Genomic DNA, 23,984 nt, shown 5'->3' with positions numbered 1-23,984 from the left:
TGCGACATTCAGGCCGGACACCGGACAAGCCCGCACCGCAAAGGAATTGGCCGGTGAGTTCCGTCGAGGGGGGACCGTCATGACGGCTGATGCCGTGCGATACGGCTCAGGTGGCCTGGGGCCAGGCACGCAGCAGGTCGGCGATCCGGGCGGCGGTGCAGGAGGGATCACGCAGCATGTCGCGAAGGGCGACGGCGTCCTCGCGCGTGGGCTTGACCGGGATCCCGGAGGCTTCCAGGTACATCACGCCGGTTGCGGCGGCCACGGCCATGTTGGAGCGCTCGAGCCAGCGGCAGCGCCCGAGGATGTGCACCAGCGCGGCGGCGCGGGCGTAGGGGCCGGCGTAGACGGGAGTATCCAGTAGTTCGGCCCGGTGGCAGGCGACTGCGGCCACCGGCACCCCGTAGTCGTCGGGGGCGGGATCTGCCGCGCCCGCGATCTCCGCGACCTGCAGAATCCAGGGGACGTCGATGTACAGGTCCATTACGCGGCGTGCGCCCCCGAGAAAGGACGGTCGGCGTCTTCGGCCTCGTCAAAGACCCTCTGGTGTTCGTCGAGGAAGCGCCTCGCTGCGTCCAGGCCTCGCTGCCGCAACCCACCGACGTCTTCCCGCACGAGAGCAGCGATGTAGTCGCCGACGCTCATGCCGCGGTCCTTGGCCCGGGCCGTGGCAAGTTCCGCGATCTCGTCGTCGACGCGCCAGCCCTTCTGTGTCTTCGCCATCTTCTGCTGGTAACAGCTGGTACCAAGAGGTGGAGCGTCCTTCCCCCGGACGTGCCCACGGGCATAGCCGCCGGACGGGACCGTGAGGCGCCCGGCGGCCGCGGACCGGATCCGAGGGTCGGCAGAGCTGAGGAAGAGGCCTGCTGCTGTCCGTAAGTACTGGGAGACCGAGCCAGAAGTGAAACGCGTGTGGGCAAGGACCCTGGAACCGGCCGGGCATCGCGGCACCGCGGCGACTGGGGGCCCGCACGATAAAGAACGGTGCCAAATCAGGTCACCGCGCAGGGACCGGCCACAAGTTCCGTGACGCCGCCCAGTGTTGGGAGCGGCACCGGGTACAGACAGCATCCACCTGCCTGCACTCCCCAACCGTCCAGCACCGCCCGAGAGCTGACGTCCACGAGATCGGCCAGTGGTGCCCCGACGGGGTGCTTGTCGTCGGCGCAGGACGAGCAGCGGGCGAAGCAACAGCGAGGGGCCCGGCGGCAGGCGCCGGACCCCTCGAGGAGCCGTCGGGTTAACGGCCCGGGTAGCGAACGGCTTCCTGCAGCTCCAGCAGGGGCTGGCTGAGACCGCGGACATCCTCTCCTGCTGACCGCACGGCGTGGGTTAGCGCGAGCGTCGCGTTCGCGATGGCCCGTTGCGCCGGGTCGGTGACTTCCTCCAGGGCCATCTCGGCAAGTTGAGCGTGGTGCTTGGCATCGCGGTGATGGTTGGCCACGAAATCCCTCCTGATCCTCGCCATCGACCGTACGGCTCGGCACTGACAGCGCCCGAGCTACCCCCGCGGGCGCAGGGACGACAGGGCTGATGAGATGTCCGGGGGGAGCAGGCTCGAGCTACCCCCGCGGGCGCGGGGACGACCCGGCACCGGTACTCGTACGGCATCAGGGGGCCGAGCTACCCCCGCGGGCGCGGGGACGACTACGCGGCGGTGACGAGGCTGGACTGCTCGATCGAGCTACCCCCGCGGGCGCGGGGACGACGACCACGCACCAGCCGTGAGCATCCGCTCAAGGGAGCTACCCCCGCGGGCGCGGGGACGACAGGCCCTGCTCGGTGGCCAGGTACATACGGATCGAGCTACCCCCGCGGGCGCGGGGACGACCCGGGGTCGACGTGGGAGTTGCCCGGGATCTGGGAGCTACCCCCGCGGGCGCGGGGACGACCGTGCCGTGCGGTACGCCGACCTTGGCGGCCAGGAGCTACCCCTGCGGGCGCGGGGACGACCCGTTCAGCCCCGCGGGGCCTCCTCTGGGAGGGGGGCGAGGGTGAGCAGGCCCTGGCCGTAGCCCTTGGCGGGGCCGATGCCGGCCAGCAGGGCGTTACGCAGTGCGTCGGGGTCGGTGACGCGCAGCCGTCCTTGGAACGTAGCGGTGGAGACGGTGACGCGGGGCCCGCCCGTGCGCTTGTGGAAGCGCAGGATGTCGCGGGCGGTCAGAGCGACGGGGGGCGCCGGGGGCAGGGCTTCGTCGATGCGGAGGCCGGGGGCGGGCTCGGTGGTGGGTGCGGTGGGGATGGTGAAGCCGTGGCGGTCGGCCTGTTTGAGCAGCCAGCCGATCTGCTGGTCTGCTGTGCGGTGCGCGACGCGGAAGCCGCGGTGCCGGGTGGGTGTGCCGGGCGTGTCTGCGCCGGCTTTGAGGCGGGCGGTCTGCTCGTCGCTGGGTTTGTCGGGCCGCTGCACGGACTGCACGGGGTTGGCGGTCAGCCGGAAGGCGAACTCCCTGCCGAGGACGATGCGTTGGAGCAGGGGCGTGTAGTCGGCGATGAGGGGTTCGCCGCCGTCGGCGCCGGGCCAGCCTGCCTGTTCCACCAGGTGTTCCCAGGAGGGCCGGCTGTTGGTGAGGACGAGGATCTCGGCGCGGTGGGCGGTGTTGGTCTCCAGGCGCCACAGGATGCGCTCGGCGACGGGCTGGACGGCGAGGCCGCCCAGGACGGCGGCGTGCAGCCGATGGGGGTTGGAGAGAAGGGCGAGCGCGCTGCGGCGGCGCGGGTTGAGGGCGACCTTTGACAGGTACGGCATGTTCGTCACCAGCCCAGGAGGGCGAAAGGGTCGTGACCGGGACCGGTCTGGTCGGGCGTGGGCCCGGCCGGGTGGCCGGTGGGGATGGTCACCCACAGGTGCCGCACGGCGCGCCGGCCGAAGACGGTGCCGGTCTTCAAGCTGTAGGTGTCAGGGACATCGTCGACGAGAAGGTCTCCGGAGGGATCCTCGACGGTGGCGTCCAGCACCACTTGCGGGGTGCGGATCTGGCGGCGGCGGTGCGCGGACGCTTGCCAGGGCACGTCGGCGAGCACCTCCTGCAGGTCGGCGTCCGGGCGCAGGCCGAGACTGACCGGGCCGGTGGGCGGACAGGAGCGGCGGCCGAGGGACAGCGGGAAGACCGGCTGCCGTACGGCGTGTTCCAACCCGGCCAGAAGCGGGGCAGGGCCGCGCAGGACGGCGGTGAAGACCGCGTCCTGGAGGTAGTAGCGCTGGGTGACGCCGGTGTACTTGGCCGGGCTGGTCTTTTTCTGCAGGCCTTTGGCGTCGACTTTCGCCGAAGGCAGGGGAAGGCCGCGGTGGTCGCTGACGGTGTGGTAGTCGCGCAGCAGGGTGCCGGGCTGGTCGACGCGCACGCCCAGGTGCAGGCCGAGCAGGTCGCTCAGGGATGCCTCGCGGGACCGGCCGTCGGCTGCGGCGAGCAGGCCGAGGATGCCCGATTTGGTGGGCTGGGGCAGGGTGTCGCGCCGGTTGTAGCGGGAAGGGCCGCCCCAGGACTGCAGGGGGGCGGCCAGCCTGAGGACGAGCATGGCCTGGTCGGTGGTCATCGCGCACCGGCCTGTGCGGTCTCGGCCTGGCCGAGGTCGCCGTCGGCCAGCCATGCGCCGACCAGGGCGTCCACCTGGTCGAGGAGGGCGGGGAAGGCGAGGGATGGGCCGAACGTGTCGGTGAGTTTGTCGGCTTCCAGGGCGTAGGTGGCCACGGTCCGCGTCGGCACGGTGCCCCACGTTTGTGCGACGGAGGCGAGTTCGCCGGCCAGGCGCACCGCGGATTCGGCGGCCAGGCCGCTGTGGCCGGTGACGGGCTCTTCGAAGGCGGAGACCAGGTTGACCGGCTGGCCGGTGCGCACGGTGACCAGGACCAGGTGGGGCAGGGTGCGGTGGGCGAAGGAGTTCTGGTGCCCGGTGGGCATGGAGCGGGTGAAGGCGTCGATGAAGCGGACGGCGGCCTCACGGGTGGCCTGTGGTGAGGTGAGGTTGTCGCGCAGCTGGTGCACGCCGAGGACGGCGTAGCGGTAGAGCGTGGAGGAGTTGAACTCCACGGTGCCGATCATGCCGGCGCCGCTGTCTTCGGTGTTCTCGTCGTCCACGGCTGTGTAGTAGTCGAACTCGGTGCGCACGGCGTGCGTGGACAGGGCGTGCGCGACCTGGACAGCGGCATCCACGTTCAGGGCGGGCAGGTCGGCGACCATGCGTCCGAAGAGGGCGACCTCGGCCGGGTGCCCGGTGGACAGGGCGGACACCACGGGCAGCTTCGCCACCTCTTCCTTCAGCCTTTTTTCCGGCAGGGCGAGGAGTTCCCCGGCCCGCCCGTCGAGGAGGGCGACGAGGCTGTCGAGCTGCCGCTTGCCGAAGAAGAGCAGGTAGGCGGATTGCTCCTCCTTCTTGGACGACTTGGTGATGCCGAGGGGCTCCAGCAGGGCGGCGGCCAGCCGGTCCGCCTGGGCGGCGTCCAATCCCGCGCCGCCGTCGGACGCGGGCCGCGCAAGCCGCTCCGCGAGGAGGGCGGCGATCCGTTTGGTGCGGGTGGCGCGGTCCGCGACCGCCTCGGCTTTGGCGAACTCCACCCGGGTGGCGCGCTTCCACGCCTGCGAGGAGACGCGGGCACGGCGGGCACCGCCGTACAGGGCCTGTTTCGGAGTGCCGGAGTCATCCCTGTTGATGTTGGACGGCGGCAGGCTCTGCAGGATGTGCACCTCGACGAACAGGGAAGGCTGGGTCATCACAGGACTCCTTCGACGGTGAGACGTCCCGCTCGAGACCGTGCGGGACGGAAAACAAGAAGCTGACGCCGTCCAGGCGCCCGTACACAGCACGAGGCGTGGTGTGGCGAGGCGTTGGCCAGCAGCGGTCGCAGGGAAGACGCCCGCGGGCGCCGGTCAGAAGCGAGCTCGGTGGCCGCTGCCTCCGCTGCCAGGGGACTGGGCGCGACACGACAATTCGTCAGCTGCGCTGGGGCGTTGATTCCATGTGGAAGTCGCGGTCCCACCGGCTGCGGATCCGGGACTGCTCGTCCGGCCGTTGCGGGTCGTCCCAGCGCCGCAGCGCCTGGCGCAGTCCGTCGTAGTCGAGGCCGATGCCTGCCCGGCGCAGCAGCGGCACCAGTCCGCGCAGATGCTGCGCCAGTTCCCCCGTGTCGAGGGAGGTGAGCAGGGCGCCGAGTCTGCGCTCTATTGCGGTGCGGTCCACACCGGCGTCCCTGACCAGCAGAAGGCGGCAGGCGCTCCCGGGACTGAGACCAGGGGTGTGCACCGTCGTGCCCCGGCCCTGCTGATGCACGCCGAACACGGTAAGCGCCGCATGCTCGGCGACCAGGTCGCGCGTGAGGGCGCCCCTGTTACGTAGCTGCGAGCCGATGCGCGTGCGGTAGAACGGCCACACGGCGGGCACCGTGCCGGCTTGACGGCCAATCCCAGAGCGCAGCGCCGCCAAGTGGGCACCGGCCGTGGCGGTTTGAGGATCGAAGACGGCCCAGAACGGCCTGACGACGGGCTCGTCGGACAATGCATCCTGTGCGGTGCCTTCAGGGCCGGGGTCGGTGTACTGCAGGCCCCAGGCGCGCAGCACCCTGCCGTTGTCCGCCGTCAGCCAGTTCCGCAGATCGCGGTAGAGGCGGGTGTAGTCCAGGCCGGTGTCCGCCTGCCGCAGCAGAGGGATCAGGCCGCGCAGGTGCTGCACGAGTTCGTCGAGGTCCTGCGCGGTCGCGGCAGCGATCAGGCGGCGCTCTGCGGCATTGTCGGACAGCACTCCCTCGCGCAGGCGGCGCACCGCCGTGCCGAGTCCGACACCGGACCGGTGAACCGGCGCCGCCGCGGCCTGCTGGTGCAGGCCGAACAGGGTGAGCGTGGCGTGCTCAGCCTGGTAGGAGCCGGGCAGCTGCTGCGCGGCCTGCTGGTCGTCGGTGAGCTCCACACGGTGCAGATGCCGCATGCCGGGCGCGCCACCCGGCTCGCATCCCAGCCCGTCCCGCAGCGACCGCAGGCCGCGCTCGGCCCACACCGGCACAGACTGCCGCCGGCCCTGCCCCTGTGAGCGGGCCACTACAGCTTGGGTGAACTCCTCCCAGAAGAAGGGCCGGTAACGTCGACTGGCCGACGTCGTCGAGATGCTCATGCGGCACTCTCCCCCTTCACGGCGCGCGTCTCAGCGGCCCGCGGCAGGATCTCGTTCAGCCGCTTACGGAACACCCCGGTGGCCTTGCCACTGCGGAAAACGACCTCCTTGCCGTTCACCTTCTCCGTACGCCCCACCACCGCCCGCGCCGGCACGACCGCCAGCAGCGCGTCCGCTTCTCCTGCGGCCGCCTGGAACAGCGTCAGCTCCCACGCCCGCTGCGCCTGCTCCAGCAGGTCGTAGTCCTCGCCGATGGTGCGCAGCCCGGCCAGCAGGCGCCGCATGCTGCCGTCGACGGCATGCAGGAAACGCGCCGAGGGCCGCTCCCCTTTGTCACGGGGCAGCGGATCCCCACCCGCGGCGCGCCGCAGGTCGGCGTGAAAACCGTCCAGGGCGCGCCCCAGTCGGTCAGCCTGCTCGGCGCACTCCAGCAGGGCCGCACGCAGCCAGTCGTCGGCGGCGACGAGGGAGACAACGGGCAGCGGGAGAGTGTCGGCGATGGCGTTCTCCACCACGGCGGACTGATTGCCGTACTCCAGCGCGGCAGTCTCCACCCCCAGCGGGTAGTCGGCGGGCAGCACCCCGTCCGCACGCAGGTCACCGATCTGCCGCAGCAGCACGGAGGTGTACGGGCCGTCGCCGTCCTCAGGCAGAGCGAGCGCGAGCAGGGCACCCAGCCCCTGCCAGGCCGCCCGCCCGGACATGTGGCGGCGAGGCCGGCGCGGAGGCTGCCCGGGCTTCGGCTTCGCCGTGTGACTCCACGCGGTGTGCGGATCGGTCTCAGGCGTCTGGGCCAGCCGGTCCCCCGCGCACACGACCACCTGCCGCACCCGCAGCCCCTCCTCGGTCTCCTCGCTGATCAGCCGGATCCTGCGGGACTGAAAGGTCAGCAAGTCCAGCAGGCCGCCAGCGGGGCGGGCAGACCATTCCGGGCCCGCCGGTGACTTCCAGCCGAGCGACGCCGGACGCTCGTCCCACGCCCACTGAGGGCGGTCGGTCTCGTCCAGGCCGTCGGGCAGGACCGGCATGTTCAGCAGCAGCGTCTCGTACAGAGTCCGGCCCGTCGGGACGATCACACCGAGCTGCCCGAGCGGACCCGTCGGATTCCCGGTGGTCTTCCCCGCCTTGGCCTGCGGATCACCAACAGCCCCGGTCTTGATGGCAGCAGCGTCCCAGCACTGCGCGTGCACCAGCCACCGCGCCGCCTGCACACCCGTCAGATCCAGATGGTCTGCCTCGCTGAACGCGCTGAACAACGGCACGTTGTTCCCGGACGCGATCGACGGCACCAGCAGCGTGGCCGGCTTCGCCTCACCGCTCAGCGCCGTCAGCCCCGCAACCTGCCCGAAGGGCCGCTCAAGATCGAAGAGCCGGAAGCGATCGCCGTACCGGCTGGTGAGATAGTCAGTGAGCCGCTCGACCTCCTCGGGCGAGAAACGTCCCCGCTCGAACCGCTCCCCCCACTCCCGGCGCGAACGAGGCGCCCCGAGCGCATCCAGGACCACCGGCAGCAGCAGCTGACGATGCAGCGCGGGCAGCATCGTCGCCACCGGCACACCCAGACGGCGGATGGTATGCGAGCCGACCAGCGCCCGCAGCAGCCCGACGTCATCCGCCTCGCCATCCAGACCGGCAGCAGATAACCAGCCCTCCCGGACGAGATCACCCGTTGTCTCCATTGCGGTTTCCCCTCCCGGCCCGTGCGGCACCCCGCCCCGGGGCACACCCGTCGGCATCCCAACTTGCCGCCTATGACAGCAAGTTGAACGCTTTATCCGACCCGCCCTACGGTGGCACCCAATGTTCACTACTTGCAACCGATTCACGCAGATCCGTTGATGACACCGCCCTGCGAGCGGGTACGCTCCCGGCAGCGCGGCGCCCCGACTCCCCGGCGCCGGGGGTGCTCCCGTTCAGTACTTCACGTCGTCCCCGCACCTGCGGGGTCCACCAAACAGCCGACGGGGCGCCGCGCCCGCCTCACAGCCGCTCGACCACCAGCCCGAGCACACCGTCATAACCAACCCGCTGCCCGCCCACGACCGCCCAGCCGTCCTCCCCCAGGACCAAGGCACGCGCATAACGCAGCCACGGGTGGGCCTCCCAGCCTGGCAGCGCAGTCAGCGCCCGTTCCGCTTCCTCGGTGAGCCGGGCAGGCAGCCGCACCGTCCCGCCCAGCAACCGCTCAACCACAAGCTCGTCCAGGGCTTCGCCATGCGAACCGAGCCGCGTCCCGTCAACCGCCGTGTAGCCGCCCGCGAGGCGCCGCACGATGACCGCCTCAAGGCTGCGTTCTCCGTCGCGTACCACGGCGTCGAGTTCCTCCTCGGCATGCGCGCGGCTGCCGGCGTAGTGCAGGCCCTCCAGCGTCGCCGCCGCCCACTCACGCGGACGCGTCAGCACGAACGCCTCCGCGTTCTTCTCACGCACGGTCTCCCTGGCCAGCCAAGCCTCGCGCGCCACCGACTCCCCCCACCCGGCCGGACACAGCTCCACCTCCCCATAGGCTCGCGCGACCAGACCGGGCACGTCCTTCGGGATGCTCCAGCAACCACCAGCCGCCCAGCTGCCCGCCCTGGCGTCGTTCTCCGGCAGCGGGCCCGCCACCTCCGCCACGAGGGCCGCAGCCCGCAGTAGCAGCCACTCCCTGTAGATCGCCTTCGACGCGGGCAGGAAACGCGGTCGCCCCTGAACGCCGCCGACCACACCCGTCACCAGGACCCGCGGCACCTGGTGCACGGCGGGACGGTGCGTCCCCTCATGCCGGTGCAGCCGCCCGATGCGCTGCAACAGCAGGTCAACCGGCGCAAGATCCGTGATCAGCGCGTCGGCATCCACATCGAAGGACTGCTCGGCCAGCTGGGTGGCCACCACCACCATGCGCCCGGGCCGCTCGGCACCCGGCCCCATCAGACGCAGACACCGCTCCGTCCGCTCCGCGCGGTGCGCCGCACAAAGCCGCCCGTGGAGCAAATGCAACTCCCCCGCGAAGCCCCCCTTGCGCAACGCCTCGTGAATCGCCTGAGCCCGGTCCACCTGGTTGACGACCACGAGCACAACCCCGCCAACCGCCACCGCCTCCCGCGCCGCCGCAGCCACCGCCGCTCCGTCCTTCCCGGCATCCGGCAGCCACCCGACGTGAACTGGCCCCGACGCCCGCCAAGACGGCACAACAACCCGCGAGCTTTTCGCCACCGGCTTCCCGTCCACCGCGAACGCCGCCGTGACACACGGGTAGCCGGCCGGCTCCGGCACCCGCTCTGTCACATCCGCCGCCCCCAGAACACCAGCAAGGTAGGCATCGACAAAGGCCTGCCGCTGCGCCGGCGGCAACGTCGCCGACAACAAGACCACCGGCACCCCGGCCTGCCCCAGCCACCGCAGCGCCTCCAGCAGGAACTGCCGCATGTAGACGTCGGCCGCGTGGACCTCATCCACGATCACGACCTTGCCCGCGAGGCCGGCGAACCGCAGCATCACATGCCGCGTCCGCGTCGCCGCGTACAGCAGATGATCAACGGTTCCGACAGCGAACGCGGTCAGCAACCCCCGCTTGGCACCCAAAAACCACTGAGGCGGCCCGCTGCCCTCCCGACCTTCCGCAGCCGCCAGATTGTCCGGGGCCGAGGGCATACCGAACTCGTCGTCCTCGTCGATCGCGCCGTACACATCCCACGGATCGGACACGGACCCGTCCGCCTCCCCCGCCCCAGCCCGCGTCTTCCCCTCCCAGATTTCACGCCAGCGCGGATTGAAGCGGCGCTTGCCGTGCAGGAGCGCCACCTGCGATTCCAGCTCCGGGCCGAACGAGCGCACCCACGCCAGCACCTGCTCGTACATCGGATCGCTCGTCGCCTGCGTCGGCATTGCCACGAACACACCGTCCAGGCCGAACCGAGCCGCCAGCACCTCCGCCGCAGCCAGCGCCGCCTTCGTCTTCCCCTCCCCCATCGGCGCCTCAGCCACCAGCAACCCCGGCATCGGCAACGACCACGCCCGCTCCACAAGCTCCACCTGCGAAGCACGAGGCGTCACCCCCAACCGCTCCGTCAACGGCGCCAACGGCGAATACGGCAGCGATAGATCACGCCAGCCGCCCCGCAGCCCAAGGCGATGCCAGGCCTCCTCCGCCCGCCGACACGCCCCAGCCGGCGAAACATTCCGCGCATCGGACAAGCCCGGAAAGTGCTCGCTGTCACTCGCGATCCAGTCCGCCATCACGATCAGACCAGACAACGCCAACTGCTCAGCCTTGGTCAGTGCTCCAACCGGGCACACGGCCCGGAGATCTTCAAAGCCCACCGCCCACGTGACCACATCCACCAGCGCACGCTGAACCTCAACCCAGCCCACTCCCCTGCCCTGCACTTCCGGGTGAGCAGGCCGCAGACTTCCTACTGGCGGAAACGTCCCGTGATGTCCAGCCACCAGAGGCCACACCCAGGCAGCAGCATCCACGTCCCCCCACTCTGCCCTCATCCGTGGCAACAGCATCGCCGCGCCCGCCACGTCGTGTCGCCACCGCCGCCTCTTGTCGGTCGGTAACCGTCCCCACGACAGCCCCGTCGCAAGGACCGCCGCCGCCTCGGCGGCGTCCACCGCCTGGAATGCCGGACACGCCTTACCACAATCGTGGATGCCGCTCACCCACGTCAGCCACGCCCGCCCACGTCCGCCGCTGATCTCGTCAAGCCTCTGGCGAAATGATCGGGACAGATACCCATCCCACATCAGTCCAGCTACAGCAGCCGTATCCAGGAGATGCCCAAGCAGCAGATGAGTCCGCCCGCCATTGCGCGCAGCCGATTTCCCCCACAATTTCGCCACCCGCGCGATGACCTCATCCGCCAGGTCCATCGACCGCATCAGCTCCCCGATCGACTGCTCGTCTTCCACCAGCCCCGCCCCCGGCCCCTGCCTACAGTTGAGCGGCACCATAGAGGGCACCACTGACAACGCCCTTGAAATGCCGGTCCGCCTCACGGAGCAGGTGAAGGAAGATGAACACTCTTGCTAGCATCGCCGCAGGTCAAGAAGTGTCGTCCCCGCGCTCGCGGGGGTAGCTCTCGTGGATACCGCACACCCACATCAACCACGTCGTCGTCCCCGCGCTGGCGGGGGTAGTTCGGACGCGTTCGGCAACCCTCTGATCGTCGGCCCGTCGTCCCCGCGCCCGCGGGGGCAGCTCCCCCATCTGGTTCGCCAGCACCTTGGCCTGATCGTCGTCCCCGCGCCTGCGGGGGTATTCGGGGCAGCCGACCGGGCTGGACTGCCTGGTGATGTCGTCCCCGCCCGAAGGGGTAGCTTCTCGTCCCCGCGCCCGCGGGGGTAGCTCTGGGCTCTCCGGAACCGGAAGCTCGAACCACTCGTCGTCCCCGCCCCGCGGGGGTAGCTCGCGGGATGACTTCACCACGATCAAGGATGCACTGGTCGTCCCCGCGTCCGCGGGGGTAGCTCGTACGGGCGGATGTGGTTCTCGATCATCGACCGGTCGTCCCCGAGTCCGCGGGGGTAGCTCGCAGACCATCAGTGTCCTTGCCATCGAGATCGGGTCGTCCCCGCGCCCGCGGGGGTAGCTCCGGCCTGGTCCCCACCAGGCCGTCGGTCCATCCGTCGTCCCCGCGTCCGCGGGGGTAGCTCGGACATCGGTCTCGGCGAGTCACCGAACGGCTCGTCGTCCCCGCGCCCGCGGGGGTAGCTCCCGGTTTGAGTTGATGACGCCCACGGAATGAGCGTCGTCCCCACGCCCGCGGGGGTAGCTCGAGCGAGGCAGGGATTGCCCGTGCGGCACTGGCGTCGTCCCCGCGCCCGCGGGGGTAGCTCGGTCATGCGGGCCATCGAGCTGATCGAGGACGCGTCGTCCCCGCACCCGCGGGGGTAGCTCGAACACGGTCGCCATCGACCGCGCCCATAAGCAGTCGTCCCCGCGCCCGCGGGGGTAGCTCGTACTTCTTCCGCATCCGCGACACGAACTGGGCGTCGTCCCCGCGCCTGCGGGGGTAGCTCCCCACTCGGAAGCCGAAGGTCGCGGTCGCGTCGTCCCCGCACCCCCGGGGGTTGCTCGGACGCCTTCGGTAACCCACTCCTCGTGGGCCCGTCGTCCCCGCGCCCGCAGGGGTAGCTCGCCGGGCGTCGTCTCAGACACGGGCTGCCTCCGGTCGTCCCCGCACCCGCGGGGGTAGCTCTGTGAGCGAGCGTCGCCTCAAGGCCGCTGCCGCGTCGTCCCCCGCACCCGCGGGGGTAGCTCCATGGCCGTCAAGCAGCCCAACGGCCAGACGATGCCGTCCCCGCGCCCGCGGGGGTAGCTCGAGGACGTACCTGATGCTGCTGACCGCCGTCGTGTCGTCCCCGCGCCCGCGGGGGTAGCTCTCAGATCCTGGCGTTCTTCGGCCGCAAGGGCTCGTCGTCCCCGCGCCCGCGGGGGTAGTTCGCGGATCGTGGCCACGGCAACCGTAGCCGTGGAATCGCCCCTGCCTGAGGCTTTGTCCCGTAAATGATCTCTGCGGCGATGGAGTCGCGCCTGCTCGATCGACGGACGGAAGAGTGAGCTGCATGACGGACTCAGCAGACCTGGCGCTGGCGCACCGCGTGGCTGATCAGGCAGACGAGGTCGCGCGGCACTACTTCCGTGCACCTGGCCTGGGTGCCGAGGACAAGCGCGACGGGAGCCCGGTCACCGTGGCGGACCGGGAGATCGAACGTGCCCTGCGCGCGTCGATCCGTGCGGACCATCCGGGCGACGCGTTCGTTGGTGAGGAGTTCGGCGCCCATGGGCGGAGCAGCCGCCGATGGATCATCGATGCCATCGACGGCACAGCGAGTTTCCTCGCGGGCGAGCCAGAATGGAGCACCCTCATCGCCCTGGAAGAACACGGCGTCGTGACCATGGGCATGGTCTCCGCCCCCGCGCTCAGGCGCCGCTGGTGGGCAACCCCGGGCGGCGCGGCCTGGATGGGGCCGTGCCCCTCCGATCCATCAGCACCGCCGCGCCAACTGACGCTCACGGCGGGAGGAAACGCCAAGGATGCTGCCATCGGAATCTGGCCCCCTCCGTCCCGATTGAGCGCAACCGAACGCGCGGTTGCGGCGCGGCTCGCAGCAGGCACCGCAACCGTGCTCCCCGCGCTCGACTGGTCCACGGTGGACCCCACCGCACCGCCGCCCCGCAAGCCGTCCACCGGATCCGGCACCTGCCACGGCGCTCTCCTGGTCGCAACAGGAAAAGCCGACGCCTTCCTCCTCCTGGGCGCCGGCCCCTGGGATATCGCCGCACTGATCCCCATCGTCGAGGAGGCCGGCGGCACCTTCAGCGACCTCTCCGGCCAGCGGCGAACGGATACGGGCGCCGCGCTGTTCGCCCGACCCGGCCTCCACCAACAGCTCCTGCACATGACCGCAGCCCCCAACTGACCAGCTCACCAGGGCTGTTTCACCCCGTCCCAGGGGTTACGGGACAAGCTTTGTGGCGGGGGTTGTCCAGACACAATCCCCGATGGAATCCTGACGATGCCGATCTGGACGGATGTTGTCTCCCTAAGGGGCTAGTACTGCAACCAACATCAATGGCTTCGGTCCCGAGGCTGTTGTGTGTGCCAGCCACGCAGGCTATTGACCAGGCGGGAGGTCCCCGCCCAGAACTGCGCGCCCCTCCCCCACGATCAGGGAGTGGACGTCCCAGCGTTCCTCAACCTGGCGCTGCTGCTCTGGCGTCCGATAGTCCCCCGCACAACCCGGATCGGTAGCGTGCTCCTGCCTCAGATCCTTGATGACCACGAGTTCCGTCGTGTACTTCTTGCACAAGTCATCGGTGAGCCCAGCCATTTTGCGCGGTCCTGCTAGGGCAACGGTCACCTGCCACTCTCTGATCGAACGGGCGGCTTCTCTCGCCGCCACGACGGCCGTCGCCGAGTCCTCACCAAGCGGTGCCGCCCACGCATCCATGAACTTGTCATCAGCCTGATGGCAAGCGCAGAGAAACCCCGCGTAGGCAGCCCGCCGCACCTCCTGCTGACGCTCCAGCCGCAGCTCCAGACGGTCCCGTTCCTTGTCCGCGCTCTCCTTGCGCCCCTTGAGGAGCGTGAACGCTCCGGTGACCGAAACTCCAGCGAGAGCGAAGAGGCCCCCGGACAGTGCACCGAACAGCTGTGACACTTGCTCCCCCTCCGTCACGGCAGCTGTAGTTCGTGACTCGTGAGGTTCCTGTCATGCGATGGCCACTGCTGTGACGTTGTTCCAGCGGCGGTGGCAGGCCGTCGCGCGATGCTGGTGTCGGCGACGCCAGTTCGACCAGTGCAGGGCGTGTGCCGGATCGGTGTCCTGGCGGGGCCTTGGCAGGGCGAAGACCCGCAATAGCGCGAGGAGTTCGCGCGGGCTGACGGGCACCATGGCCAACTCGTCGTCGGAGTTGGCGGGGTGGGCGCGTTGCCGCTCGTGGAGGGCGCCGACGGCCAGAAGTGCGTAGGCGATCATTGACATGAGGCTCCAGCGGTGCCAGGACGTCCAGCAGGTGACCTGGCCGGTGTCGAGGTGGGCCAGGCCCTTGGCTCCCTGGAAGTCCTCCTCGACCCGCCACCTGCGGCAGACCGCGCTGACCAGCACCGATATCGGCTGCGGGTCGGGGTGCCAGGTCCGGTAGAAGGAAAGGGTGCCGGTGCGGCGGTGGCGTCGGACCAGGACCTGGCTGTGCCCGGCGGCCTGTCCGGGCGGCGCATCGTCGGGGTTCACGTCGATCATCGCCCAGTCGTAGAGCCGCTCGGCCTTGGTGCCATGGCCGGTCCTCAGCCGCATCCAGGCCCGCTTCGGCACCCGCTCCAGCAGCGCGGTGACCTTCTTCTTCCCGGCGCCCGGGGTGGTGACCCGGTGGCTGGTGGGTACCGCGATCGCGTAGCCGTAGCCCAGCGCACGGATCCGCGCACGCAACTCCCGTCCACCGTAGACCTCGTCGGCGGCCACCCACGCGGTGTGCACCCCCGAGGCGTGGGCGTCCTCCAGCATGTCGCCGGCCAGTTGCGGCTTGGTGGCGAACACCCTCTCGTCGGGCACCCCGACCAGCTCACGGCGCTCGTCGTCCGCCGCCCATGCCTCGCCCAGGTACAGCCGACGGTCGACCAGCGCGTGCCCCTCGGCACTCACGTAGGAGAGGTGTACCGCGACCTGGCACAGCCCGATCCCGCCCAGCGCCCCGGAGTACTGCCGGGCCGCGCCGACCGCGTCGAGGGACGACTTCTCATCGCCCGTCTCGTCCACCACCAACATCACCTCCCTCTCGCCGAGTTGCTCCACCGTCCAGGCCGCGACCGACCGGCGGACTGCCTCGGTGTCGAAGCGGGCCCTCGACAAGAAGTGCTGCAGGACATGCGGACCGCTGTGGCCGATCGCCTCGGCCAACGACCAGCAGTTCGCCGATTCCTTGACCATCAGCAGCCCAGAGACCATGTTCCGGCAGGTCAGCCGGGTCTCCCGGCGCGGGAAGCAGCTCGCGAACCGGCCCATCAACCCCTCGAACAGCCCGTCCCACCCGGCGTGTACTACCGTGGCCTGCGCGGCCACCGCTTCTTGATTCTTCGTCACACAAGATCACGATGCCGGTGGCCGTACCCCTGCCGCAGGCACCCCACCCACCACGCTGGCCAGCGGCGATGCCTCACGCCTCACGAACTACAGCTGCCGTGTCAGCCCTGGGCCTCCACCCCACGGCGAACGACTCACCGCCGAAGGTACTGATCTTTATCTCAGCGCTTGACGGTCACTCCAGCAATGGCAGCCCGGTTCCGGCAAGGAATCCACGCAGGAGATGCGGCGCCTTCTTGATCTTGCTGAGCGCTGCTTCGGCGGCCTCCGCCAGCTCACGAATCGAACGGAATGCGCGGTTCGCAAGGAGATCTTTGACGATCTTCCACAGGAGCTCCACCGGGTTCAGCTCGGGGGCGTAAGGCGGCAGCTGGACGATCCGCAGCCAGCGCTCCTGCTCCTTGGCCCACTCGCGCACCTCGGCGCTGGTGTGACTGGAGTAGTTGTCCCACACGAGCGTGACGGGGCCGCCGAGGCGGGCGTGCAGCATGGTCAGCAGGAGCGGGAAGTGCTCCTTGGTGTACCCCTCGCTGCTCTTGTGCCACACGAACAGTCGCGGCTCGAAGCCGGGCCGGTAGGCGACGAACGCCACCATGTTCTCCCGGTCCCCGCGCGACCCGTTCAGCTTGATCACCGGTGTGACGCCCCGCTGCCCCCAGGTACGGCCCACCACCCCGGTGAGCGCCGCCCCGGACTCGTCCTCGAAGACGATCCAGCACCCCTCGGTCACCGCTTGCCCGGATGGGACACCGCCGGCCACGTCTGCGTGCGCCATGCTGTGATCGCCTCCTCGTCGCGCTGGACCGCCTGCGTCTTCGGGACCTGCCACGACCAGCCCAGACGGTCCATGAGGTACCACACCCCCGGCACCGTGAACCGCACCCCGAACCTCTCCTCGATCACGCGCGCGATGCGCGACAGCGTCCAGCCCTGGCCCTCCCAGCCGTGCGCCGACGCTCCCAGGCGCAACACTCGCAGCAACTCCTGCTCCTGCTGCGGCGTCAGATACGAGCGGGACCCGTTCGGCCGCGCCACAAGCGCCTCACGACCGCCCGCCCGCCACGCGGCATGCCACTGGCCGACCGCCTGCCGGGACACCCCCAGCAGCCGGGCCACCCGCACCTGCCTCACACCCTGTTCGAACAGGTCGGCGGCCTGCATCCGCCGCGCCTCCCGCTCAGCCGGCCCCCAAAGCGCGGCATTCGAAGTCCCCATACCGCCCTTATGCCCACCCTGACAGATCGTCAAGAGTGGCCTTAAAGATCAGTAGAAACCCGACCCGCCACGCACATACCAAACCCTCGCGAATCACCCCAACGAAGGACCCTCACAGGAACTGCACCCAAAGAGGGGTCTATCATGATTTAGGTGTTTTTAGGCCCTTTGGCCTAGTGGTTTTTGGTTGGTCCGACTGGCTTATACCCGTCCGGCGGTAAGGCGGCCGTCGAAGAGCTGGTCGAACTCGTTCAATGCTGCCTTCCACTTGTTGTTCCAGCGTTTGCGTCCCCGGCCGGAGGGGTCGAGGGCGAGGGTGGCCAGGTAGATCCTCTTGAGTGCTGCCTGTTCGTTGGGGAAGTGTCCGCAGGCGGTGGCCGCGCGGCGGTAGCGGGCGTTGAGGGACTCGATGCTGTTGGTCGTGTAGACGACCTCGCGGATGGAGTCGGGGAAGGCCAGGAAGGGTACGAACTCGCTCCAGGCGCGCTGCCAGACGGTGGCGATCGAGCCGTATTTGTGGCCCCACTTGGCGTCGAACTCGTCGAGCCGCTCGCGGGCCTGGGCCTCGTTGACGGCGGTGTAGACGGGCTTGAGGTCGGCGGCGACCTCGGGCCAGTCCCGCCGGGAGGCGTAGCGCAGGCTCTGCCGGATCAGGTGAACGACGCAGCGCTGCACAACGGTTTGGGGCCACACGTTCGCGACCGCGTCCGGCAGAGCGGACAGCCCGTCACAGACGAGCATGAGGACGTCTCTGACCCCGCGATTACGCAGGTCGGTGAGGACTTGCTGCCAGAACTTGGCGCCCTCGCCACCGTCGCCGGCCCACAGGCCGAGGATATCGCGGTAGCCGTCGGCGGTGACCGCGATGGCCACGTAGATCGGCCTGTTGGCGACCTGCCCGTCCCTGATCTTGACGTGGATGGCGTCGACGAAGACGACCGGGTAGACCGCGTCGAGCGGGCGGGTGCGCCACTCGTTCATCGAGTCCAGGGCCTTGTCGGTGATCGTGGAGATCGTCTCCTTGGACGTCTTCATCCCGTACACCTCCTCAAGGTGCGCGACGATCTCCCCGGAGGTCATGCCGCGGGCGGTCAGCGAGAGCACCATCTCGTCCAGAGCACCGGTGCGACGGGCACCCTTGGGCAGGATGCGGGGCCGGAAAGTGCCCAGCCGGTCACGGGGGATCTGCAGCGTGATCGGCCCGACCTCACTCATCACCTTCTTCGTGCGATACCCGTTACGGCCGTTGCCGCCCGAACGCGAGCCCCGCCCGCCGCCGCGCTCGGCCTCGGCGGCCAGATGCTCATCCAGCTCGGCCTCCAGGGCGGCCTGCATCAGGTGCTGCGTGATCGCGGGCAGCAGACCGTCCTCACCGACCAGCCTCAGCCCACCACCGCGGACCCTGTCCTGGGCCAGCAGCGTCAGCGCGTCCAGCAGGTCCAGGCCCAGCCCGTCCACGGACTCCTGCGTTCTCCTCATGCCCGCACCGTCCGCGGCCGCCCCGTCAGTGGCAAGCGACACGCCGCCCACCGTCTCGAGAGAGTGAGTCTTCTGGATCGTCATCAGGTGTCCCTTCCGGTGAAGTTCCCACCTAATTCATGACACTCCCCCAAAGAGGTTCAGTGCGTGTCAGTTTGCGTGGTGGCGGGTGCCGACCCAGTGGTTTGCCTCGTAGCCGGTTTTGAGGAGGGTGACGTGTCGGTCGGGGTATTGGCCTCTGTTGAGGGTGAAGAATAGGCCGTCGGGCATGATGATGGTGATTTCCAGTTGGTAGATGTTCGCGATGAGGGCGGGTGCTATTTCGCCTGCGGCGTTGTCCCAGCTGCGTGGTGTTCTGAGGTTTTGGATGGTTTGGAGGCGAAGGGAGTCCAGGTCGTTGGCGGGGACGCTCCAGTACGCCTCTAGTAGAGCGTTCTTAAGGTCGGTGTGCTCTTCGGGTGTGGTGAGGGCGGCCATGCGGGCTTCGTCGGCGGCGAGGCCGTCGAGGAACTGGCCGTGGCCGTTGGTCCAGTGGGGGCGTTGCGTGGGGGGTTGGTGCATTTCCGCGGTCAGGACGTCTGCGAGGTCGGTGCGTATGTCGTGTGGCGTGCGTGCTGTCCGTCCGTTGTGGTGCAGGTGTACGGGTGCGGCGGGTGCGGCGGGGCGGGGGGTGAATGTGCTGTGGAGGACGGCGTTCATGAGGCAGTCGCCGTCCGCGGGGGGGCTGACCACGTGCAGGGCCCTGTGGTGCTCCGGGGTGAATTCTTGCAGCCTCAAGTGTTGTGCGCGGGTCAGGTCGGCCGTGTGGTTCGGCGGGAGGGGGGGCGGGTCCTGCGATGCTGAGGTACGAGAGCCGGGGGCGCCGGGGTGGTGGAGCCCGTGGGCGGGTGCCGACGGGCCGGGCATCGTGTCCGCGGTCCGGACCGGGGCCGGACCGTCAACGTCCATGCCGTGGAAGGCGTCCGTTCCGTCCGGACCGTACGTGCGGGACTCCAAGACTCTGCCCGGTTCCCTGGTGGTCTCTTCCATGACGTCGGCGACCACGTCTGAACCCGGTTCATCCGAGGGAATAATCGCCTCGCGCGGAATAATCAGCCCCGCTTCTCTTCTCAATACGACAGCAAGCCACTCCGGAATCCGCCTAATATGTGCTGCCGACGACGTACGCATATAGTACAGCCTTTTCCCGATCGGATACGACACGCCCCGGCCGTGGACTACTATGTTGGCGATTTTATAGGAAGAGATTTCCTGCTGCGTGTTCCATTGTTCCTTCTCTTTGGTGGTTAGGGTTTTGGCGGCGGCTACGAGGTGTTCGTCCCCGGGGACTTCGGGGATCGCTTCGTTGCGCCATGCGTCCGGCAGATCGAAACCTAGTCTCCGCATTCCGTCGAAGAGGACGTGTGAAATCTTCACCGCATTGCGCTCTCCCGGCACCCTTAGGTTGGTGTGCAGATACCTCCCGATCTGGAGTTGTTCCAGCACGCCGTCCATTCTTGGAACATCAACAGCTAGTGACTTGGATATTGTTCGCCACTGGTGTATGTCATCTCGGGTGAGCTGGCGCATGGCGTCGAGTGCCCGCTGGTCACCGACCCTTATGCTGCTAGAGGTGGGCAGTGTGGCCCGGTCGATTGCGAAGGGGAACCCAATTTCTCGGAGTGCACTCTCTACCTCTGGGCGCGGCACGGCAGGGGCAGCGACGGGGACACCGTTTTTGATTCTGGCCAACCTGTGCAGGGTGTTCCCGAAGGGCACTTGAATCCGCCGTCCGTCTATTTCTACCGACACTTGAAAAGTACTAGGAATGGTGCCGTTTTTTACCATCATCAGCAATTTCGGGTCGGCTTTGATTTTGTTGATGGCGAGGATCATTCTCTTGTCGAATTCTTTTTCAACAGATGTCCTTGCTGGCTTTGCCAATGCTCGCGCCGAAGGTGGGCCGCCGACCTCCGCCTCGAGCACGGCGAGGGCGTCTTGCTGCGCCGGAGAGAAATACGGGCTCCGCCCCGGCAACACCCCGGCAGGAACGTCCACATCCATGTCATCCGGCCCCCTCCCAGGCCCGTCACCACGCGACAGACCACCCGGCCCCCCCACCCCCCGACGCCCACCCGCGTCCGGACCCCGACCGTCGACCACTTCCTTCCCCCCGTCAGCCGTCGGCACAAGCATCCACCGCGTCGGAACCCCCTCCGCCCGCAGACCCTCAACCGTAGACACCGCCGGAATTTTATCCCCCGACTCGATTCTCCACAAAAGGTGATAGAGGCTAATTCTCTTGCCGTCAATCTCCACCTCATCCTTATTAGCTTTAGGGTGGACCCATCCTTCACCCTTGAGATGCTCAGACTTGTATCGACGGATCACCTGCAAAGTGGAAGCAGGGTTAAACTTCTTAGCGCGGCCAGGGCCGACACGAAGGACAGATGGTTTCAGGTCGATCCCCAGGCCGACCAATCCGTCGTACACTTCTCGCGATATTCGAAGTCCTGTCTGGTTAGCCTCGTTAATCCGTCTTCCGAGGTCGAGGAAGTGCGTTTTTCCGTTGCCATCCTTGATGCTTATACCACGATAAGGCAGCGGAATCGGACCATTGAAGGTTCCGACGCGAAATTGCCTGGCGACTCTCAAGTAAAGATCCGATGTCCAAATATCACCATCATCCGGAACGTCAAATCTTTCCGGAATGATTCCGCTTTCGCGCAAGTGATCCATCTCGCCCTTCACCAGTGGGCGTGCGCGGCCTTTGCGCAGGTCGTCGAGCAGGCGTCCCAACGAGACACGCATCCCCACTTTTACACCACCCACGCCCGGGCGGTGACCCCGTACATCCCGTACCTCACTGTCCAAGGTGAGGGGGCCCGCCCAGTCGGTACCGGGGTGTTTTTCGTGGTAATCGATGAAGAGTCCGGTTCTCAGAGTGGCAGCTTTTTTCATAGTGATCGTACTGGTGACGGGGTTTCGGTAGAGGGCGGACAGGACGTGCTGAGCCGCGGGTGAGGGGCCGAGGAGTCCTCGGTCGATGCGGATGAGCCAGTTGTCGAGGCTGGTGAGTTGCTCGTGGGTGAGGGCGTCTGCCAGGTGGCGGTCGGCGTGGGTGGGCGGGGCGTAGCGGACGGCGTTGAGGTAGGCGAGTTCGAGGTAGGGTTCGTCGGCTTTGTCGGCGAGGGCGTGCGGGTCGTCGGGGTTTTTGGCGCGGTGGTTCCTGAATTCCTGGAGGCGTGTGCGGGCGATTTCGGCGCGATAGGTGATGGCCGCGTGGTGGAAGGCCACGGCTTCCCGGGGGGTAAGCGAGCGTTTGCCGGAACCGGAGCCGGTGCTGAGACCGCGGACGATCTTTTCCAGTGTCGGCTGAGGAGAGATTAGGTCCACATGCTTGATCATCCGTCGGAGGAGCTGCCCGTCCTCGTACGGGATTTCGCGTACGTCCGGGATAGGGCGTCGGGATACTGGCATGTCCGGCACGCCCCACGTGGTGCCGGATTCGATGCCGGCGGGCCAGGACTCGGCGGGAATGGGGGGAAGGTTTCTCTTTTCCACATCATCGAGTACGGCCTTGAACTGCTTTGTCGCCCGGTCCGCGGCGGCCACGTCCTCGGGGGTGTGTCCCGGTGTGCGCGGCACTTCCGGGTGGGAGGGCCCGGCGGACGGCGGGTACGGCACGTGAGAGGGCGCACTCCTGCCGGCCTCCCCTGGCGCCGGGAGCCCCACGGGACCAGCAGCGGCCGTCCGCGGGCGGGGCTGGAACTGGCCGCTACCGGCGGTCCCTGACAGCCGCGAAACCGCACCCGGCGCGGGATGCGCAAACGCGCCGGAAGACCCGCCCGGCGCGGGTGAGGGCGCACGCAGGCCCGACGATCCACCCGGCGCGGGATGCGTAAACGCACCGAAAGGCCTGCCCGGCGCGGGTGAGGGTGAGGGCGCACGCCAGTTCGACGATCCACCCGGCGCGGGGGCGGGCGCACGCAGGCCCGAGGACCGGCCCAGCGCGGGGGCGGGCGCACGCAGGCCCGAGGACCGGCCCGGCGCGGGGGCGGGCGTGTACCAGGCCCGTGGGCCCGTCCCACTCCCGCTCGTGCCGCTGTCCCGTCCCGGGCCGGGCGCGGGGTTCTGTCCCCGGGTGTACACGGCATGGTACTGGCCGGCCGGCCCGCCGGTGGCGTACACCGGCGGTCCTGCCGCGGACGAAGGACGCCGCACACCCGCACCCGCCGCCGCACGGGCATCCTGCCCGTGCGGCGCACGGGCAGGATGCCCGCTCAGCGGGAGATACCGGCCCTCTTCCCCTCTCCCGTTCCACCCGACGGCCGGGCCGCCGCCCGCGGGCACCCCGGGGCGGGCGGGCCCGGCGGACAGCGGGTACGGCACGGGAGAGGGCGCACGTCTGCCGGTCCCCCCTGCCGCCGGGAGCCCTTGGGGACCAGCAGCGGCCTGGCTGCCGGAAGGCCGTCCGCTCAGGCTGGGATGCTGGATCTGGGCGGCAGAGCGCGGGCGCTGCGGGTCCGGGGGGAAGAAACCGGCGGGGCGCGACGGGCCGGCGTCACCGTAGTTGCTCGCGCGGCGGTCTGTTCCGCCCGGCAGGAACCCCGTCGTACGCGCCGTTCCGTAGGTCGAGGCAAGCTCCCGGGACCGGAGCATTGCCTCCTGCGCGCCCTTGGTCGCGTAGACATGGGCGACGAGTTTGATCATATGATCCAGCAGGTCACGCCGGTGGGCAGCCGCCGACCCCGGCGCATCCCCGCGCGACAGCAGACCATGGTGATCCATGTTCACCTGTCGCGCGGCCCAGACCAGCTTTTCATCGGACAGTTTCCCTCGTGCGTCGATTGAGGCCAGGATGGACTTGTCCGCCTTGGTCAGGTCGCTGGACCCGGCCGGGGACGCGGCCCGCCCTGCGCCGGCCGGCGGCGGCGACCTGAAGTCCCGTACGGCGGGAACCGGGCCACCGGACGGATCGCCCACCGCAGGCCCGGGCCGCGAACGCTGTGCCCGGCCCTGGGCCGCAGTGCCGTGCGAGGAAGGGTCATCACCGGATCGGGCACCGCTTCCCCCGGGCGGACGCGTCAGCGGATCCCGTCCGGCGCTCTCCCCGGCTCCCGACTGCTCGGCGTCCGGCGCGTGGTAGGGACGAGCGGTGTGCCCGCCGGTGCGGGCCCCCGCACCCGCGGGTGGTGTGCTTGGACGTGTGCCGCCGGACGCCGCGGCGTCGTCGGTCCGGGCCGGTGTGCCGGGGTCTTCCCGTCCGGGGCCGCCACGCGTTGCCGGGGACCGGTCCGGGACATGCCCGGCGGCAGGAACCCCGGAGGTGACGGAGGTGACGGAGGTGACGGCCGTCGGTGACAGCGGCCGGCCCGCCGTGGTCCCGCCGGCCGAGGCCGTCTTGGTGGTCTCTCCGGCTCGTCGCGAGCCCGGGCCGGAGGCGCTCTTGTCGCCGACGGCGTCGGTATGCGCAGCGCGGTCCGGGCCAGGTGTTCCCGGCCCTCGTGTGCTGCCGTCCCCGGCGTCGGTGGCCGCGGTGGCGAGCCCCGCCGCCCGGCCGCCGGCACCCACCGCCCCGGCCGGGACCACGCCGTCGCCGTGCGCGGGACCAGGTCCGGGCGGGGGCCCTGCGGCACCCC

General features: G+C 69.3%; 17 protein-coding genes and 1 CRISPR repeat array. Of the genes, 2 read left to right on the top strand and 15 right to left on the bottom strand.

All coding sequences use genetic code 11. The annotated features are described in order from the left end of the window. Positions 1–106 precede the first annotated feature (106 nt). From OG819_RS55545 to OG819_RS55505, 9 genes are all read right to left on the bottom strand, one after another. Positions 107–484 (bottom strand): fic family toxin-antitoxin system, toxin component, encoded by a 378-nt coding sequence (locus OG819_RS55545; RefSeq protein ID WP_266657755.1) that lies wholly within the window; start codon positions 482–484, stop codon positions 107–109. Continuing rightward, positions 484–723: a hypothetical protein gene (locus OG819_RS55540; protein WP_266657753.1), complete on the bottom strand. Its 240-nt coding sequence runs from the start codon at positions 721–723 to the stop codon at positions 484–486. The genes OG819_RS55545 and OG819_RS55540 overlap by 1 nt, the downstream gene beginning before the upstream one ends. A gap of 517 nt (positions 724–1,240) precedes the next feature. Next, positions 1,241–1,444, bottom strand: a complete 204-nt coding sequence (locus OG819_RS55535) for a hypothetical protein (protein WP_266657752.1) — start codon at positions 1,442–1,444, stop codon at positions 1,241–1,243. A 54-nt stretch (positions 1,445–1,498) separates the two neighbouring features. Then, a CRISPR array of direct repeats spans positions 1,499–1,953; the repeat unit is 28 nt; unit sequence GAGCTACCCCCGCGGGCGCGGGGACGAC. A gap of 4 nt (positions 1,954–1,957) precedes the next feature. Further along, positions 1,958–2,746 (bottom strand): type I-E CRISPR-associated protein Cas6/Cse3/CasE, encoded by a 789-nt coding sequence (gene cas6e, locus OG819_RS55530; RefSeq protein WP_266657750.1) that lies wholly within the window; start codon positions 2,744–2,746, stop codon positions 1,958–1,960. 5 nt (positions 2,747–2,751) lie between these two features. Then, entirely contained in the window at positions 2,752–3,534 is a 783-nt protein-coding gene (gene cas5e, locus OG819_RS55525) for a type I-E CRISPR-associated protein Cas5/CasD (protein WP_266657748.1), read from the bottom strand. Further along, positions 3,531–4,709, bottom strand: a complete 1,179-nt coding sequence (gene cas7e, locus OG819_RS55520) for a type I-E CRISPR-associated protein Cas7/Cse4/CasC (protein WP_266657746.1) — start codon at positions 4,707–4,709, stop codon at positions 3,531–3,533. The genes cas5e and cas7e overlap by 4 nt, the downstream gene beginning before the upstream one ends. A gap of 220 nt (positions 4,710–4,929) precedes the next feature. Beyond that, on the bottom strand, positions 4,930–6,099 hold the full coding sequence (gene casB / locus OG819_RS55515) for a type I-E CRISPR-associated protein Cse2/CasB (protein ID WP_266657745.1): 1,170 nt from the start codon (positions 6,097–6,099) through the stop codon (positions 4,930–4,932). Further along, on the bottom strand, positions 6,096–7,778 hold the full coding sequence (gene casA, locus OG819_RS55510; RefSeq protein WP_266657743.1) for a type I-E CRISPR-associated protein Cse1/CasA: 1,683 nt from the start codon (positions 7,776–7,778) through the stop codon (positions 6,096–6,098). The genes casB and casA overlap by 4 nt, the downstream gene beginning before the upstream one ends. Before the next feature lie 301 nt (positions 7,779–8,079). Beyond that, positions 8,080–10,995, bottom strand: coding sequence for a CRISPR-associated endonuclease Cas3'' (locus OG819_RS55505; RefSeq protein WP_266657741.1), 2,916 nt, complete (start codon positions 10,993–10,995; stop codon positions 8,080–8,082). A 1,656-nt stretch (positions 10,996–12,651) separates the two neighbouring features. Here OG819_RS55505 and OG819_RS55500 point away from each other — a divergent pair. After that, positions 12,652–13,509 carry an inositol monophosphatase family protein gene (locus OG819_RS55500; protein WP_266657739.1) on the top strand — a complete coding sequence of 286 codons (858 nt, stop codon included), beginning with the start codon at positions 12,652–12,654 and terminating at the stop codon, positions 13,507–13,509. A gap of 195 nt (positions 13,510–13,704) precedes the next feature. On the opposite strand, the gene OG819_RS55495 is transcribed toward OG819_RS55500, so the two are convergent. The 6 genes from OG819_RS55495 to OG819_RS55470 form a co-directional block, all read right to left on the bottom strand. Then, entirely contained in the window at positions 13,705–14,250 is a 546-nt protein-coding gene (locus OG819_RS55495; protein ID WP_266657737.1) for a hypothetical protein, read from the bottom strand. 51 nt (positions 14,251–14,301) lie between these two features. Next, the gene (locus tag OG819_RS55490; protein ID WP_266657735.1) at positions 14,302–15,669 is read right to left on the bottom strand and encodes an IS701 family transposase; all 1,368 of its coding nucleotides are present in this window, start codon (positions 15,667–15,669) and stop codon (positions 14,302–14,304) included. A 175-nt stretch (positions 15,670–15,844) separates the two neighbouring features. Then, complete coding sequence (locus OG819_RS55485; protein ID WP_266657733.1) at positions 15,845–16,444, bottom strand: IS630 family transposase; 600 nt, start codon at positions 16,442–16,444, stop codon at positions 15,845–15,847. Next, positions 16,396–16,884, bottom strand: a complete 489-nt coding sequence (locus OG819_RS55480; protein ID WP_266657731.1) for a winged helix-turn-helix domain-containing protein — start codon at positions 16,882–16,884, stop codon at positions 16,396–16,398. Before OG819_RS55480 ends, OG819_RS55485 begins: the two co-directional genes overlap by 49 nt. A 201-nt stretch (positions 16,885–17,085) precedes the next feature. Beyond that, positions 17,086–18,447: an IS256 family transposase gene (locus OG819_RS55475; RefSeq protein WP_266647762.1), complete on the bottom strand. Its 1,362-nt coding sequence runs from the start codon at positions 18,445–18,447 to the stop codon at positions 17,086–17,088. A gap of 66 nt (positions 18,448–18,513) precedes the next feature. Then, complete coding sequence (locus tag OG819_RS55470; protein WP_266657729.1) at positions 18,514–21,957, bottom strand: hypothetical protein; 3,444 nt, start codon at positions 21,955–21,957, stop codon at positions 18,514–18,516. A gap of 1,077 nt (positions 21,958–23,034) precedes the next feature. On the opposite strand from OG819_RS55470, the gene OG819_RS55465 reads away from it, so the two are divergent. Then, positions 23,035–23,196: a hypothetical protein gene (locus OG819_RS55465; protein ID WP_266657727.1), complete on the top strand. Its 162-nt coding sequence runs from the start codon at positions 23,035–23,037 to the stop codon at positions 23,194–23,196. The last annotated feature ends 788 nt before the right edge of the window (positions 23,197–23,984 follow it).

This window comes from Streptomyces sp. NBC_01549 (genome assembly GCF_026339955.1).
Taxonomy (GTDB): Bacteria; Actinomycetota; Actinomycetes; order Streptomycetales; family Streptomycetaceae; genus Streptomyces.
The sequence above is the reverse complement of the archived record's forward strand: the minus strand, read 5'-3'. Positions and strand labels throughout refer to the sequence as shown.

Coding starts and splice junctions, on each gene's coding strand:
- cas6e (WP_266657750.1), bottom strand. CDS start 2,746: ATGCCGTACCTGTCAAAGGTCGCCCTCAACCCGCGCCGCCGCAGCGCG.
- cas5e (WP_266657748.1), bottom strand. CDS start 3,534: ATGACCACCGACCAGGCCATGCTCGTCCTCAGGCTGGCCGCCCCCCTG.
- OG819_RS55465 (WP_266657727.1), top strand. CDS start 23,035: ATGGGCGACGAGTTTGATCATATGATCCAGCAGGTCACGCCGGTGGGC.
- OG819_RS55545 (WP_266657755.1), bottom strand. CDS start 484: ATGGACCTGTACATCGACGTCCCCTGGATTCTGCAGGTCGCGGAGATC.
- casA (WP_266657743.1), bottom strand. CDS start 7,778: ATGGAGACAACGGGTGATCTCGTCCGGGAGGGCTGGTTATCTGCTGCC.
- OG819_RS55480 (WP_266657731.1), bottom strand. CDS start 16,884: ATGGGGACTTCGAATGCCGCGCTTTGGGGGCCGGCTGAGCGGGAGGCG.
- OG819_RS55540 (WP_266657753.1), bottom strand. CDS start 723: ATGGCGAAGACACAGAAGGGCTGGCGCGTCGACGACGAGATCGCGGAA.
- casB (WP_266657745.1), bottom strand. CDS start 6,099: ATGAGCATCTCGACGACGTCGGCCAGTCGACGTTACCGGCCCTTCTTC.
- OG819_RS55475 (WP_266647762.1), bottom strand. CDS start 18,447: ATGACGATCCAGAAGACTCACTCTCTCGAGACGGTGGGCGGCGTGTCG.
- OG819_RS55500 (WP_266657739.1), top strand. CDS start 12,652: ATGACGGACTCAGCAGACCTGGCGCTGGCGCACCGCGTGGCTGATCAG.
- OG819_RS55485 (WP_266657733.1), bottom strand. CDS start 16,444: ATGGCGCACGCAGACGTGGCCGGCGGTGTCCCATCCGGGCAAGCGGTG.
- cas7e (WP_266657746.1), bottom strand. CDS start 4,709: ATGACCCAGCCTTCCCTGTTCGTCGAGGTGCACATCCTGCAGAGCCTG.